The organism is Paenibacillus gorillae (assembly GCF_000513275.1).
In the GTDB taxonomy this organism is placed as follows: domain Bacteria; phylum Bacillota; class Bacilli; order Paenibacillales; family Paenibacillaceae; genus Pristimantibacillus; species Pristimantibacillus gorillae.
In genome coordinates, this window is the sequence record NZ_CBVJ010000128.1 from 22849 (window position 1) to 36915 (window position 14067).

The following is a 14067-nucleotide window of genomic DNA, read 5'->3' on the forward strand; positions in this document are numbered from 1 at the left end:
GACATTTTATCCCATAGGACCTACTTGTAACAGAATCTCCTTATCCTGCAGGTGAAGATCCATTAGATACAAAAAAAACTGCAAGACCGCTGCCGGAAAAGGCAGTGCGATCTTGCAGTTTTCTGTTTTTCTATACCTGCAGCTCTCTTATTTCTGTGGAGCCATGTTGTTATAGATGTTGGTCGCGTTCACTTTACCCGTGCTTACATCTTCAGTCGTAAATCCGGATACGATATTGCCGACTTTAAATTCTTTTTGCAGCAGTTCCTCCGATGGCGCAGCCGCAGTTGGTCCTTTGATGCCCAATTGAGTGTCCGGAGTTACCGTTACCCACAGGTCGCCAACCTTAAAGCTTTTTCCGTCTGGGCTTACTTCTGTAATCGTACCATCGATGTTGACAGCTGCTTTGCCTGATACAGGCGGTTTCGCGGCTTCGTCCTTTTGCGGAGCAATATTGTTATAGATCACGTCTGCTGTTACTTTGCCCGTGTTAACATCCTGCGAAGTGAAGCCCGACACGATGTTGCCGACTTGGAAGTTCTTTTGCAGCAGATCCTCCGATGGTTTTGCAGCTGTAGGCTCTTTGCTGCCCAGTTGAGTCTGATCTGTAATTTCTACCCAGAGATTGCCGACCTTGAAGCTTTTGCCGTCCGCACTTACTTCCGAGATCACGCCGTCAATGTTTACTGCCACTTTACCCATAATTGGCGGTTTTGCTGCGACATTGGCAGGTGGCGTATTTGGAACTGCTGGCGACTGCTGATTCATCGCGAAGAGACTCACCGACAACACCGCACATGCTGCAATTCCGACTGTCCAACCTGTTACTGTTCTTCTTTTTGCTTTTTCCATTATTACCCGCTCCTTTTGATCGATCGTATTTGTTTGTGGTTTATTAGCCATTTCCGACAACAGCTTCTGATACGTTGCTTCTTGAAAATCCTCGCTTGTCTTCACACGCGACATCGCCGATTTATAAACAGATTTCTTCATGATCCAGGCCTCCAATCTTCTCTTTTAAGATAAGGCGTCCTCTTGCAAGCCATGTACCTACAGTCGCCGGCTTGGACTGCATAATAACTGCAATTTCCTGGATGGAATATCCCTCATAGTAGTGCAGATGAATCGGCATACGATACTTCTTGTCCAAAGCCAGTACGGCCTGCAAAACCTCATTTTCTTCCTTAGGGAGATAGCTCAAATCCTCGGGAACAGGGTTCCTGCTTTTGAACCATCCGGTCTTGAGCATGTTTTTACTTTTATTTATGGTGGTTCGAATCAGCCACGCTTTTTCATGTTCATTAGTTTCAAATACAGGGCGCTTTTGCAGATAGGCCAGGAACACTTCCTGAGTCACTTCTTCGGCATCCGCTATATTTTTCAAATACGTAAAAGCAACTTTGATCAAGCTTTGTGAATATAGATCCAAGGCCCTTCGTACAGATTCATTGAGCTCATATGAATTGTACACCTCAGCACCCCCTTTCACTTTAAATACAACTGAGGACGCTCATATTTTTCATTACCGCAAATATTTTTTTTAGCATCGGGCTATTATGAATAAAATAAACGTGGTACGCAGGAGAAAAGTTCGGATATTAACATTAACTTACCTGGCGTGGCCACCCTGCATAGCTATAGACGCTTCTAGCCTCCCGCTCTGCTTATATATAGAAACAAAATGCAAAAGTGCAGTTTGTTAAGCCAAAAGTCGCCGCATCTTGCCGTCAAAATGTAAAAGTGCAGTTTGAATGAGCATTTGGAGGCTATTTTCATGATTTTCAGATCTTCAACATGCACTTTTACATTTTGAACGCTATAATCAACTAGTTTCTTCCCATTAAAATGCAGTTTTGCATTTTGGCAGCTTGAAGCGCAGGGAATTGCGGTGTGAAGCGATCACCAACAATTAATGGAATAGAAATTGGTTTGGCATCTGCTAACCGATCCCTGTAAAATATAAAGTAAGAGTACTATGATCCTGTACCTGAAAAGGAGGGTGTGACGGATGACCGAGAGTTGTGTTCCTACAGGTGTGACGCTAAAAGAAACTGGATTCGGCTATACGCTGTCCTTAATCGGCGGTAAATATAAAATGATTATCCTGTACTGGCTTTCCGAAAATGGGGTGATGAGGCATAATCACCTGCAGCGAAGCATCGGCACGATTTCCTTCAAAACGTTAAGCCTCATGTTGAAAGAGCTGGAAGCTGACGGTCTTATCATGCGAAAAGAATATCCTCAGGTGCCGCCTAAAGTCGAATATTCTTTATCGGAGCGCGGCCGCTCTCTTCTGCCATTGTTAGACATGATGTGTGAATGGGGCGAGCATAACCAGTTAACCACTGTCTAGTCTCCGCAGCGGAATATTTAATCACAAAAAAGAAGGATCTCCACATGTGGAGACCCTTCTTTTTGTGCAATTGAATTACAGTTTATCAATGTAGCTTACATAATCTTGAGCGCTTTTCGCGATTTCAGTCTCATTGTCACTAGGCATGCTTTCGGTACCGTAAAACGCAAAGAATGAAGCATAATCAGCATGGCAATAATGGAAAGTTGTTTCGAAAGGATATAATAATTGCTCTAGCGTATAGCGGTATTTCCCTTGAGCGCTATAATCTTCTTCCCTAATACCTGCCGACACAGCAAGACCAACTTTGCGATGTTCTAATTTATCGCCTCCGTTGGAGCCGTATGCCCAGCCATATGCAAAAACATCATCAAACCATTGTTTAAGCAGCGGCGGACAGTTAAACCAAAAGAAAGGGAACTGAAAAACAAGCTTCGAATGTGATTCAACGAGCTGCTGTTCTTTTTCCACATCAATTTTGCCGTCCGGGTAAGCCTTGTATAATTCATGTACTGTATATTTCTCAGGATATTTACGAAGTTCCTCTGCCCAACGCTTATTTATAACGGAATTCTCCAGGTTTGGGTGCGCTACAATAATTAGTGTTTTCAACGTTTCACTCTCCTCCAATCTTGTTATTTGTAGAGTATAAAATACCCTTAGCAAATAAGTAAGTACGCACATTTTTTACAGGTACTTACATGAAGGTTAGTGTATCATGAGTACAGATCCCAATTTATGCTAAAATCATAGAAAAGGAAGGGAGTGTCATGCGTTGGGTTCTTGGGGAAAAGCTTCATTAGAGAGTGATGAAGGACTTGATGTTCTTCATGAATTAACTCAGTATACGGTGGATTGCACATCCGTGACATTGAAGGAGCTGCTGACTCATTTCAGACAGTTGGGATTTCTATCGGAGAACCCGGAGGAGGAAGATTTCCTTTACGACAACACCGCAATTGCTTTGGCCGAAATTGTATGCGCTTATACCGAGAACGGTGAGACAAAATATGAGTCATTGAACGGCCTGAAGGAGATAATTTCCGAAAAAGAGGATCTGCTTGCGCTGCAGCAGCTGGTTCAGCAAGTGCTGGACAACAAAGGCGGAGAACGCGAGCTCTATGAACTGAGGGATGGCGATCCCGCCTGGATCGAACATATGGAGCAACTGGTTCGTACTTTGTCGGCGGAACATGCTGCAAAATAGCTGCATATAGCCGGTCACATCCTGGAAAAGCCGCCTAGAGCGGCTTTTTATTTTTCAATCGCATATATAGCTTGCTCAGCACCGTATCTTTGAACGGTTCGTTCTAAGTTCATACCCACCTTCTCTAAAAGTCTGCAAGATGCGATATTAGCTGTTTGTGTCTCTGCAATAATTTTAGAGATGTGCAGCTCATTGAGAGCGTAATCAAGCACCATAGCAATAACTTCACTTGCATAACCATTCCCCCACCAATCAGGGAGAAACTCATACGAAACCTCTATATTAACGCCCTCAACCATGCTGGTCCAAGGAAACTAATCCGATGCATTCATTCGTAGGCTTCATTCTAACCGTCCAATAATAAGCACCCATATTTGAACGCGCTAATATGTCCTGAAACTTATTTAATGTGTGCACTTCTGGGATTACTCCGCCTAAATAGGTTCTGACCTTTTCATTGGTATAGATCCCTTTTATCTCTTCGTAATCTGATTCACGCAATTTGTTCAAAACACATCTGTCGGTTTCCATACCTCATCCCCTATGCTGGCCCAGCAACTGCTGTAAAATCAAATCCGCACATTCCTCTGACTTATTCAAATGGGTGTTCACCTTGAAATCATAGGCTATGTTTTCCGCCATAATCTTGTGCTGCCCCTCCGACTGATCTTCCGCTCTATTCCCGCGTTGAATATTTCGTTCACGGCAGATGTCCAGCGGGCAAAACACTTCAACAATCGATAAAGGATATCCGATCTCAATTGAATAGCTTCTAAAATAGAAGTTTTACCCGAGCTCGTTACACCGTTCAAGAATACGATTTTTCCTTTGTTCATCTCTCTTTTTTATCCCCCTGATATAAAAAGCTAATTTATAATGAAATATTTCATTCCATCTGCTATATTCTACATTTTTTTACATATACCTTTACCTATATTAAAAGAAGCCCTCACCACATCCATGGTGAAGGCTTCATTAGAAGGCATTACGGTACTAGCCACTCAGTATCCGCTGCCTGAATGAACGGCGTCCAACCCTCCGTCGCATAGAGCAACAACCGGTGCATGGCCCTTGTACATGCAGTATAAAAGAGCTTGCGCTCGCTCTCACGCTGATACGTTCGGGAAGAAGCATCATAGATCAGCACGGCGTCAAATTCAACGCCCTTAGCCAGATAAGCAGGGAGAACCAGTGTCCCTTTCTCGAACGTTAACGTTTCTTTTGTAATGAGCCGCAAATCAGCAGCCCCCTGCCTCATCAATGCTTCATAGGCCTCCCAGCTTTCGGCTGCCGTTTTCGTAATGATGGCAATGGAGTCAAGGCCCTCTGACCTTAGCTCATCGAGATCCTTCACCATTTGTGCAGTCCGCTCTGCATGATTCCCCGTTAGCGAGAACGACGGCTTTTTGCCTCTCCGATCAAAAGGAATAATCTCTTCTCCCGGTAACAAGGACTTCGTAAACTCCACAATTTCGCGGGTCGAACGATAGCTTCGGACAAGCCGGATCAGACTCGTCTCTTCCTCGCCATAAAGCCGGATCAACGGCGAATCCGCTTCATGCAGCTGCGTAGCTTGCGGGAAAATCGCTTGCCCGAAATCGCCCAGCACCGTCATCCGCGCACGCGGAAACAACCGTTTGAGAAACGCAAATTGGAACGGCGAATAGTCCTGGCCCTCGTCGATAAATAAATGCCGTACCACAGTGTTCGTCCTTGTCCCTTCGATGAGCTCTTTTAGATAAAGGAACGGTGTTGCATCCTCATAAAACAGCCCGCTCAGGCTCAGCTTTTCCTTCGTCTGCCTGCAGATTTCCGGCCAATGCTGAGGCGCTTCGCTCCCGTTCGTCATGCTCCGGTATGCCGCTTCATCGCTGAACAGCTGCGCATACAAGCCCGTAACATCGATGAACGAGAAACGCTTCACATCCCGTCTCAGCGGCTTGAAATTCGCCTTCACAATCATCCGGCGCAGCAAATCCTCCTCCTGCATGGCGAAGTCAAACACATTCTCCTCCCCGACATCCGGATTTCGAAAATCGCCGTACTGCTCCACATATTGCTGAGTGAAATCAAATACGACATCTTCGCGCTGATACTTTTTGCGCACCGTATCGTAGGCTTCGGCATATTGATCGTGGTCGAGATAATCAAGCTCATCCTGCACCCATAGCGCCTCCTGCTCTTGACGCTCCAGCGAAGTCAGCTCTTGCAGCAGCCAATCCTGCAGCAGCATGACGCGATTAGCGAGACGGATGGCAGGATCATAACTGTAAAATTGCTTTTTCATCTGCTCTGCGGTTATCAACTCACGGTCACGGAAAGAAATGCCGTGGAACAGCATGCCCTCCGTCCCCAGCCACTGCGCATAATTTGTTAGAGCGTACAGGAAAGCTTCCGAAGCTTTATACTGCATGCCCGTCAGCCTTGCCTCGTATTGCTGTGAACCTTCCGTAGTCAGGACGTATTCAATCTGCTCGAACGGATCTTCCAGACGCATCGAGGTTCCCAGCCAATAGGCCAGATATTCCTGAAAAGTCGTCTGCTGCATATTCTCCTCACCGAGCTCAGGCAGAACTGTCGACACATAGCTGTTGAACATCGGATTGGGTGAGAAAAGAACGATCTGATCTGCTTTAAGCCGCTCCCGGTATTTGTACAGCAAGTAAGCGACCCGCTGCAGTGCCGCAGACGTCTTTCCGCTGCCGGCCGCCCCCTGCACAATGAGCATTCGGCTCTTGTCATTGCGGATGATCGCATTTTGCTCCCGCTGAATCGTCGCGACGATGCTCTTCATCTGGTTATCCGCACCCTTGCCCAGCACCTGCTGGAGCAATTCATCCCCAATCGTCAAGCTGGTGTCGAATACATTCTGTAGCTGGCCGCCCCGGATCTGATATTGCCGCTTCAGCGTCATATCTCCTGTAATTAGTCCGCCTGGTGTATCATAATCAGCAGCGCCCGGAGAATAATCGTAGTACATGCTTGCAATAGGTGTCCGCCAATCATAGACAAGAAAACTCAGTCCGTCCGCATCAACGAAGGAGGACACGCCAATGTAAATATGCTCGCTGTCGCTCGAGCCGTGCTCCTTAAAATCAATTCGGCCGAAGTAGGGGGCCGGCAACAGCCTTTGCATGCTTTTCCAGCGCTGAAGCCGCTGCTGGTGACTGCGCTCCCGTTCGGACAACAGCGCCTCTTGCTGCTTGATGCTATAGAAAGTCTCTTCGAAATCTTCATCGGTACTCGTGTTAACCGTAACTTCTTCCCAGAACCGCTTGCGAATATCGACTACTTGGTCTCGAAGCCCTGTTACTTCCGGATCCAGCTCTGCAATTTTTAATCGCAGCCCTTCCGTCACCCGATCGAGCCGCTCCTGTTCCTTACGCCAATCCTCTGCATGTATCATCCTTTGAACACACTCCTTTTCATTCGCGTCTAAAGAAGAAAAAGAACATTTGACAAACCGTAAATCTGCATGGTATGATTGTTATATAAATAAGATGCAACAATCATGACCTTTTACAGAAAAAATGAGAGATGATCTAACTTTAACATAATGATGCGTATGTGCGCAATCATTTATTTTACATGGAACCCGGCGAAGCTCGCCGGGTTCTTTTTCATTTTGCTAGTGATGTGAACGTGAATGAAAAAAACCGCCCTTAAATGGGCGGATAGATTGTCCAGAAAGGTTCGACACATCACGCATACGATAGACGGAACAAATCAAAATGCAAAAATACATGCTGTAAACCGCTTTTTCGTCCGTTTATCGCCTCAAAATGCAAAAGTGCAGGCTGATTGGCGGAAAAAGCTCCTAAAGAGTGAAATTGAAGGTTTTCAAATGCACTTTTGCAGTTTGATGGCTATTTCAGGCCGTTTGAAGCTCATCAAAATGTACTTTTGCATTTTGTCGCCTAGCCCAGTTTCCTCACCACTAATGTATAGGTTTTCGGTATCCCCTTATCGAACACCTCGGAAGAAAGATTCGGCAGCTCCTCCAGCACTTCAATAGTCAAGCCTTCGCTTGCAATAGCTGTGATAATCTCGCCAAGTGTCCAATTCCGCAAATAAACCTTGTGGGCCGCTTCATCCCTATGCTCCGAATCCAGGTACTTGGAATGGGACACTTCCCTTTCAATAAGTGCGGTATCGAAGTAGTCGCCTGTCACCTTATGCTTCCTGATGTTTGCGGTCGTTCCCTTTGACGTGATCAGTTTCGTCGATACAGGGTGAAAGTCTTGAAGAATCAGTATGCCTCCAGCTTCCAGAAGACGATGGACCACATGAAACAGCGGACGTAAATCCGTAAAATAATGAAGAATGCCATGCTCCATATAGACTACGTCATATTGATTCGCTAATTCATGTAAGGGCAGCTGCAGTACATCAGCAACGATGTATCGCAGTTCAACCCCTGCCTGATCGGCCAACTCCATCGCGTAACGCTCGCTTTCGGCAGAAAAATCAACGATCGTTGCATTCGCTCCCAGAAGTGCCAACGCTACTGCTTTATTTCCATTAGAGCCAAGAAGGTTAATAATTTTCTTCCCTTCTACATTCCCGTCCATAAATTTGAAAGCGGCTCCGACTCTCTTTATGGGATCTCGCTTTATTTTCGCAACGGCTTCCTGCGGCATTCCGAACCGGTTCACCCAGGACTGATAAGTGCTGTCGTTCCATGCTTTCTTATTTTGGTGAAAGGATTCCATTAAATTAACCCCCCGCGGTGTCTAATTTATAGGATTAGACACCACAGATGGTCAAAAGGCCACATACTCGCCGAAAAAAACTTTCCCGGTTACGAATAAACTTACTGAATCGTACTGAGGTTCGCCTTGCGGGCCTCATTGCGGAAAAACCGGATAAATTTCCGGTGAATGCCCGGGAATAAAATAAAGAAAATGTCCATCGTCCGCCTGAGCGGCAGCGGACAAACCATTAATTGATTGCGCTCCAGCCCCTTTAATGCGATACGCGCAAATTGCTCGGGGCTCATCATTTTTCTCGCCTTCATTTGCTCGCCTATTTTCGCTTTGTCCATATTGATGCCTTCGCCGTTCAAGAAAATCGGCGTATTCACAAATGTAGGGCATAAAGCGCTCACCTTGATTCCGAACGTTTCCGCCTCATAGTGAAGAGAGGTTGTTAAGCCTACAATGGCATGCTTGGTTGTCGCGTATGCGGCAGCGGTCGGCGAGGGGCCAAGCCCTGCAACAGAGGCGGTATTAGCAATATGGCCGAAGCCTTGCTTCTTCATGATGGGATATGCTGCCTGAATGCCATGAATAACGCCCCACAGATTGAGGTTAACGATTCGCTCCCAATGCTCGCGTGACATGTCGTACAGTTCACCATACATAGCGATCCCTGCATTATTAAACATATAATCCAATCTTCCGTGCTCGTCATACACACTGTTGACGGCCGCTTCTACCTGCACGCCATTCGTCACATCCAGCCTGACAAATTGCGCTCTCCCGCCTGCTTCTTCAATAGCATCAACTGCCTGCTTGCCGCCCCGTTCATCAATATCTGCAATCACAACAACCACTTGCCGGGCCGCCAGCTGACTGGCAATCGCTTTGCCAATGCCTGATGCGCCGCCCGTTACGATCGCTACTTGATTTTTATTTTTCAATCTGCTCACATCCTTATTAGTCGTTAGATAAGATTAGAATAATTAGTACGATCGTTCTAATCTAGGCAGGCAGAGAATTCTTATTTTTTAAGAATTCCCCCTAGAAAGATGGTTACGCTTTGTTGGAACATACGGCGCAGGGTGTCATAGTCCATTGTAAAAATGTGCTGGCACAACGCGCCCAGCCAATTCCCGAACAAAAAGGTCGTCGCCTGTAAATCTTCTATTACAAATTCACCGTTGTCTATGCCTTGCTGAAAAACAGCCTCATAAGCTCTCATCGGCTTTTCCACGAGATCGTACATTTGCTTGGCGGTTTGCGGATCGGATGCCGGATTCGTCATCAACTCCTGCACAACCTTAAGCAGCGGCGTTTTGTAGTTGTCCAGCACGAAAATCGCTACTGCATACAATTTCTCCGTCGCGGTCGTATAGTTGGGTGAGATTGCATCCCACTTTTCGCCCCATATCCGCATGGCATCCTGGGCTATCGAGATGAACAGCTTTTCCTTATTCTCGAAATGATAATACACATGGCCCTTGCTAAAGCCCGATTCCTTCGATATATCGGAAATCGACGTGCCTGCAAAGCCCTTTCGCGAAAAAAGTTGCGCTGCTTTCTCCGCGATAATCTTTCTTGTCTGGTCGCTATCGTAATGTCGTTTCATTATGGCCATCCTTTTGAACGATCGTTCTATTGTTATCATACTGGATTAGAATCCCATATACAATACAATCAAAAATTGTTCACACAATGTGACAAGAATGTAACCTTGCATCGCCGGATTGTCATCACAATCAAACGACCCTCTCTCGGCTGTCGCCTACAATTAACCTATACAACCGACATAAAGGAGAGGATTTATAATGAACGAAAATAAAAAAGGAACCCGCCGCAGATATCGCATTCTAGCTGCCGTTCTGGCACTGAGTATTGCAGGGGAAGCTTACGTACAGATTCTGCCTTCCTCCTATGCTCACGCTTCCGGGAACCAGCCTGCAGCCGCCACAGCAGCCGCCGTTAAAGCTGCTCTAACGAATGGACCACAAGATGCCAAGGAGCTTGAAGCTTTCCTTGATTCTTTCTTCGCACAGGATGCGGTCAAGCAAAAAGCTGGCGCCGCTGCAATTTCCGTCGTACGTGACGGCAAAGTGCTCGTCTCCAAAGGCTACGGTGTAGTCGATCAAACGTCTAAAGCTCAGGTAGACGACAGCCAGACCATCTTCCGGGTTGCTTCCGTCTCCAAAGTATTCACCGTAGCAGCAGCTATGCAGCTCGTTGAGCAAGGAAAAATTTCGCTTCAGGACAATGTTGAAAAGTATTTGGACGGCTATAAAATAAAGAATCCTTTCGGGAAGCCCGTCACAATCGAACAACTGCTCACCCATACAACAGGCTTTGAATCGACCCAGCCTTCGGATGCGAGTTATGTGTTTGATCCTTCCGTTACGCCTGTCACGTTGAAGGACAGCATTTTCGATGCATTCCCGTCAGTCATTCGCGAGCCTGGCTCGTCCTATATGTACGATAACTTTGCAACGAGACTGCTCGGCTACATCATTCAGCAAGTAAGCGGAGAGTCCTTCGGCAGCTATATCGAAAAGCATATTACGAAGCCGCTTGGCATGACCTCCAGCAGCTTTACTCTGAAGGCAGATTTGGCTGAACGGATGGCAACTTCTTATGATCCGGGGAACAATGCTATCCCGTCGTATGACCTGTCGCCACGCGAATGGCCAGAGGGCAGCATGATTTCCACAGCCTCCGATATGGCGCTGTTTATGAAAGCTTTTCTGAACGGCGGGCGTTCAGCTGACGGCAAGGCGATCCTTTCGCCAGAATCCGTGAAAGCCATGTCCACCTATCATGTGTCCATCCATCCGGAATTTCCGGACATGACCTATGGCTTTGAATCGCCGATTGAGCCATCCCAAACGCACAGTGAAAAGGTTATCTCCAAGGGCGGCGATATTATCGGCTTCAGTTCACTCTTGTGGATGCTGCCTGACCGTAAAACCGGCGTCTTCCTCACCTACAACGCCAATTCCGATTTGCGGAATGATCTGTTCGCCGCATTCATGGATCATTATTATGACAACGGCAAGAAGCCATATGAACAAGCAGGATTTAAACCGCAGTCGAAGGCGGAGCTCGCCAAGTTTGAAGGGCTGTACTCCGATTTGCGGGTGAAGTTTCTGACCAAAGTTGAAGCAACAGGCGACGGCACTCTGACGGTCAGCGATGTGAGCAGCCGCAATCAGCTGAAGCAAGTCGGCGATCTGTTGTTCGTAGACGAGGCTGGCAAGCCGATGGCCTTTAAGAAGGATGCCAACGGCCGCATTACCGACCTCAAGTACTTGAATCTATTCAGCTACGCGGTCAAATTGCAAGAAGTTCAGGGCAGCTACCCGGACATCGCAGCTGACCATCCGTATGCCTCCTACATTTTCGCGCTGAAATCACTCGCCATCTTGAAGGATGATCCGGCCAAACCGTTTGAGCCGCAGAAATCCGTCACTCGCGGAGCCTTCGTCCAAGCCTTCAACGCACTGTGGGGTATCCAGCCGTCTGCGAACCCGTCCTCGTTCACAGACATTGACAATTCGGAGTACCGCGGAGACATTCAAGCCGCTCACGAGTCCGGTTTGCTATTGGGTATGGGAGACGGCTTGTTCGAGCCGGAACGTCCAATTCGCCGTGAGGAAGCCGCCCTTGTTGCCTTCCGTTTGCTGGCGGGCAATGAGATCCGGCTGCCGGTTACCACTGCGATATTGGTGCCTGGAACTTCGGATTGGGCAGTGGAGGCTGTTAGCTCCGCTGTAAGCTGGAAGCTTCATGGACCGGAAGTAACCCAATCGAACGGCAAGGTCGATTTTGGCTCGCAGCGGGATTTGAACAAGCAGGAGCTGGCCGCATTCTTATTCACGATGCTGCTGCCTGCTGAATAAAGAGAATGAGAAGAGGAGGAAGCTGCGGCTTCCTTCTTTTATTTTGAAAATAATACCTTCAATCTTATAATGAAGTTAGCTGAAAATGACAGCCGAGAGGAGGAGCTTGACGTTAATGGATATGAACATTTTTATTATCGAGGATGATGCCGCAATATTCCGCTCCCTGAAGGAGCGATTGGAGCAGTGGTCCTTTCATGTCTCCGGACCGGACCGGTTTGACGATGTGATGACCGCATTCATAGCCGCCCAACCCCAATTGGTCATTATTGATATCCAGCTACCGATGTATGACGGCTTTCACTGGTGCCGCGAGATTCGTGCCGTATCCAAAGTGCCGATTCTATTCCTGTCCTCACGCGATCATCCTATGGATATGGTGATGGCGATGAATATGGGGGCGGATGACTACATCCAGAAACCGTTTCACATGGATGTGCTGATGGCCCGCATTCAGGCCATTCTTCGCAGAGCTTATGCATACGGAGACGAAGCGTCCGAGCTCATCGAATGGAATGGCGCCATCCTCGATATGAACCGAGGACTGATCCGCAAGGATGGACAAGAAGTGATGCTAACGAAAAATGAATTTTACATACTCGTCGTGCTCGTAAAATCAAAGGATACCGTGATCTCACGCCATGATTTAATTAGCAAGCTGTGGGATGATGAGCGCTTCGTCAATGACAATACGCTGACAGCGAACATTACCCGGCTGCGCCAGAAGCTGACGGCGATCCAACTGGAGGAAGCAATCGTAACGAAAAAAGGGCTTGGCTACATGGCTGCTACGCTATAAGGGGGATAATAACTTGCTGCTCCGCTATCTAGCCGACCGAATCAGCTGGATTTTATACTTTCTGCTCTCTTTGCTATTCGTTGACTTGATCATCTGGCTCGACAACGGCATTGCTGTCCGGGCTGAATCCGTGCTTTATTTGAATGCGCTGCTCCTATTGTCCATGATTGCCTTTCTTGGATGGCGTTATCGCATAGAGACCAGCTATTCACGTTCACTTGCCCTTCTGGCCGATGAAATAGCAGAAGATTGGATAGATGCGCTGCCACCGGCCCGTTTCAATAATGAAGAGGCAACCCAGCAGCTGCTGCTGACCACAGGGGAATTGCACCGGCAGAAGCTTTCGGAGAGCCGCGCTGCGCAAACGGTGGAACAGGATTACGTTGCCGCCTGGGTGCATGAAGTGAAAGCGCCGCTGACGGCCATGAAATTAACGATTGATGCGAATAAAAGCAATCCGGCTATCCGCACCATAGCATCGGAGTGGCTGCGGATTCATCTGCTGATCGACCAGCAGCTCTACATTTCGCGATTGCCGTCACTGGAGACAGATTTTGTGCTCGAGAAAGCAGGCATTCAACAGCTTGTCTCTATGGAAGTGCGTGAGTTGGCCTCCTGGTGTATGGAGAAAAATATAGCCGTCGAGTTTGAAGGTAACGAGGCTTATGTTTCGACAGACCGCAAGTGGTGCCGGTTCGTCATCCGGCAATTGCTGACCAATGCGATCAAGTACAGCCCGGAGGGCGCAGTCATTCTATTGACGACGTCCGTCTCACCTGACGGTTATGTCCGGATTACGATGAAGGACGAAGGACCGGGCATTGCCGACCATGACTTGCCGCGCATTTTCGACAAAGGGTTTACCGGCGAGAACGGCAGGCTGCAAAATGCAGCAACTGGACTTGGACTTTATTTGGCGCAAACGATTGGACACAAGATCGGCATTCATTTGGCGGTACGGTCCGCGCTCAATGAAGGAACGGAGATGGACATGATATTCACCGCACGAAATGCGTTCGAAGAAGTTCAGGTCTGATAATTGCGTCTATGACAATAATGTCACCTTAGATCTCCCGCTTGTCATCTATTGCGAGCGACGGGCATGATCTGTTTCTTTA

Annotated in this window: 16 protein-coding genes; 5 read left to right on the top strand and 11 right to left on the bottom strand. The window is 47.5% G+C overall.

Annotated elements, in window-relative coordinates:
- Window positions 1–147: 147 nt before the first annotated feature.
- Both TY10_RS29205 and TY10_RS24180 read right to left on the bottom strand, forming a co-directional pair.
- A complete protein-coding gene (locus TY10_RS29205; RefSeq protein ID WP_052350746.1) occupies window positions 148–993 on the bottom strand; it encodes a DUF5666 domain-containing protein in 846 nt (281 codons plus the stop codon).
- Window positions 974–1471 carry an RNA polymerase sigma factor gene (locus tag TY10_RS24180; protein ID WP_042169448.1) on the bottom strand — a complete coding sequence of 166 codons (498 nt, stop codon included), beginning with the start codon at window positions 1469–1471 and terminating at the stop codon, window positions 974–976. Before TY10_RS24180 ends, TY10_RS29205 begins: the two co-directional genes overlap by 20 nt.
- A gap of 537 nt (window positions 1472–2008) precedes the next feature.
- On the opposite strand from TY10_RS24180, the gene TY10_RS24185 reads away from it, so the two are divergent.
- Complete coding sequence (locus tag TY10_RS24185) at window positions 2009–2353, top strand: winged helix-turn-helix transcriptional regulator (protein ID WP_042169451.1); 345 nt, start codon at window positions 2009–2011, stop codon at window positions 2351–2353.
- Between the two features lie 75 nt (window positions 2354–2428).
- On the opposite strand, the gene TY10_RS24190 is transcribed toward TY10_RS24185, so the two are convergent.
- A complete protein-coding gene (locus tag TY10_RS24190; RefSeq protein WP_042169454.1) occupies window positions 2429–2965 on the bottom strand; it encodes an NAD(P)H-dependent oxidoreductase in 537 nt (178 codons plus the stop codon).
- Window positions 2966–3128: 163 nt separating this feature from the next.
- Between TY10_RS24190 and TY10_RS24195 the strand changes: the two genes are divergently transcribed.
- Complete coding sequence (locus tag TY10_RS24195; protein ID WP_042169457.1) at window positions 3129–3560, top strand: DUF4259 domain-containing protein; 432 nt, start codon at window positions 3129–3131, stop codon at window positions 3558–3560.
- A 47-nt stretch (window positions 3561–3607) separates the two neighbouring features.
- Here the strand turns inward: TY10_RS24195 and TY10_RS31875 are convergent, their stop codons facing one another.
- The 8 genes from TY10_RS31875 to TY10_RS24220 all read right to left on the bottom strand — a co-directional run bounded on the left by TY10_RS31875 (window position 3608) and on the right by TY10_RS24220 (window position 9869).
- Window positions 3608–3859 (bottom strand): GNAT family N-acetyltransferase, encoded by a 252-nt coding sequence (locus TY10_RS31875; RefSeq protein WP_238327973.1) that lies wholly within the window; start codon window positions 3857–3859, stop codon window positions 3608–3610.
- On the bottom strand, window positions 3852–4091 hold the full coding sequence (locus tag TY10_RS32335; RefSeq protein ID WP_337588385.1) for a GNAT family N-acetyltransferase: 240 nt from the start codon (window positions 4089–4091) through the stop codon (window positions 3852–3854). Before TY10_RS32335 ends, TY10_RS31875 begins: the two co-directional genes overlap by 8 nt.
- 3 nt (window positions 4092–4094) lie before the next feature.
- The gene (locus TY10_RS32340) at window positions 4095–4271 is read right to left on the bottom strand and encodes a phosphotransferase-like protein (protein WP_337588388.1); all 177 of its coding nucleotides are present in this window, start codon (window positions 4269–4271) and stop codon (window positions 4095–4097) included.
- Entirely contained in the window at window positions 4187–4396 is a 210-nt protein-coding gene (locus TY10_RS30060; RefSeq protein WP_337588386.1) for a phosphotransferase-like protein, read from the bottom strand. The genes TY10_RS32340 and TY10_RS30060 overlap by 85 nt, the downstream gene beginning before the upstream one ends.
- Before the next feature lie 149 nt (window positions 4397–4545).
- On the bottom strand, window positions 4546–6966 hold the full coding sequence (helD, locus tag TY10_RS24205; RefSeq protein ID WP_042169459.1) for an RNA polymerase recycling motor HelD: 2421 nt from the start codon (window positions 6964–6966) through the stop codon (window positions 4546–4548).
- Between the two features lie 511 nt (window positions 6967–7477).
- Complete coding sequence (locus tag TY10_RS24210; protein ID WP_042169462.1) at window positions 7478–8272, bottom strand: class I SAM-dependent methyltransferase; 795 nt, start codon at window positions 8270–8272, stop codon at window positions 7478–7480.
- Window positions 8273–8373: 101 nt separating this feature from the next.
- Window positions 8374–9201: an SDR family NAD(P)-dependent oxidoreductase gene (locus TY10_RS24215; protein ID WP_042169464.1), complete on the bottom strand. Its 828-nt coding sequence runs from the start codon at window positions 9199–9201 to the stop codon at window positions 8374–8376.
- 80 nt (window positions 9202–9281) lie between these two features.
- Window positions 9282–9869: a TetR/AcrR family transcriptional regulator gene (locus tag TY10_RS24220; RefSeq protein WP_238327982.1), complete on the bottom strand. Its 588-nt coding sequence runs from the start codon at window positions 9867–9869 to the stop codon at window positions 9282–9284.
- 199 nt (window positions 9870–10068) lie between these two features.
- Here TY10_RS24220 and TY10_RS24225 point away from each other — a divergent pair, with 199 nt between their 5' ends.
- The 3 genes from TY10_RS24225 to TY10_RS24235 all read left to right on the top strand — a co-directional run bounded on the left by TY10_RS24225 (window position 10069) and on the right by TY10_RS24235 (window position 13985).
- Window positions 10069–12150: a serine hydrolase domain-containing protein gene (locus TY10_RS24225; protein WP_042169466.1), complete on the top strand. Its 2082-nt coding sequence runs from the start codon at window positions 10069–10071 to the stop codon at window positions 12148–12150.
- Window positions 12151–12265: 115 nt separating this feature from the next.
- Window positions 12266–12949, top strand: coding sequence for a response regulator transcription factor (locus TY10_RS24230; RefSeq protein ID WP_272945324.1), 684 nt, complete (start codon window positions 12266–12268; stop codon window positions 12947–12949).
- A gap of 13 nt (window positions 12950–12962) precedes the next feature.
- On the top strand, window positions 12963–13985 hold the full coding sequence (locus TY10_RS24235; protein WP_042169468.1) for a sensor histidine kinase: 1023 nt from the start codon (window positions 12963–12965) through the stop codon (window positions 13983–13985).
- Window positions 13986–14067 lie beyond the last annotated feature (82 nt).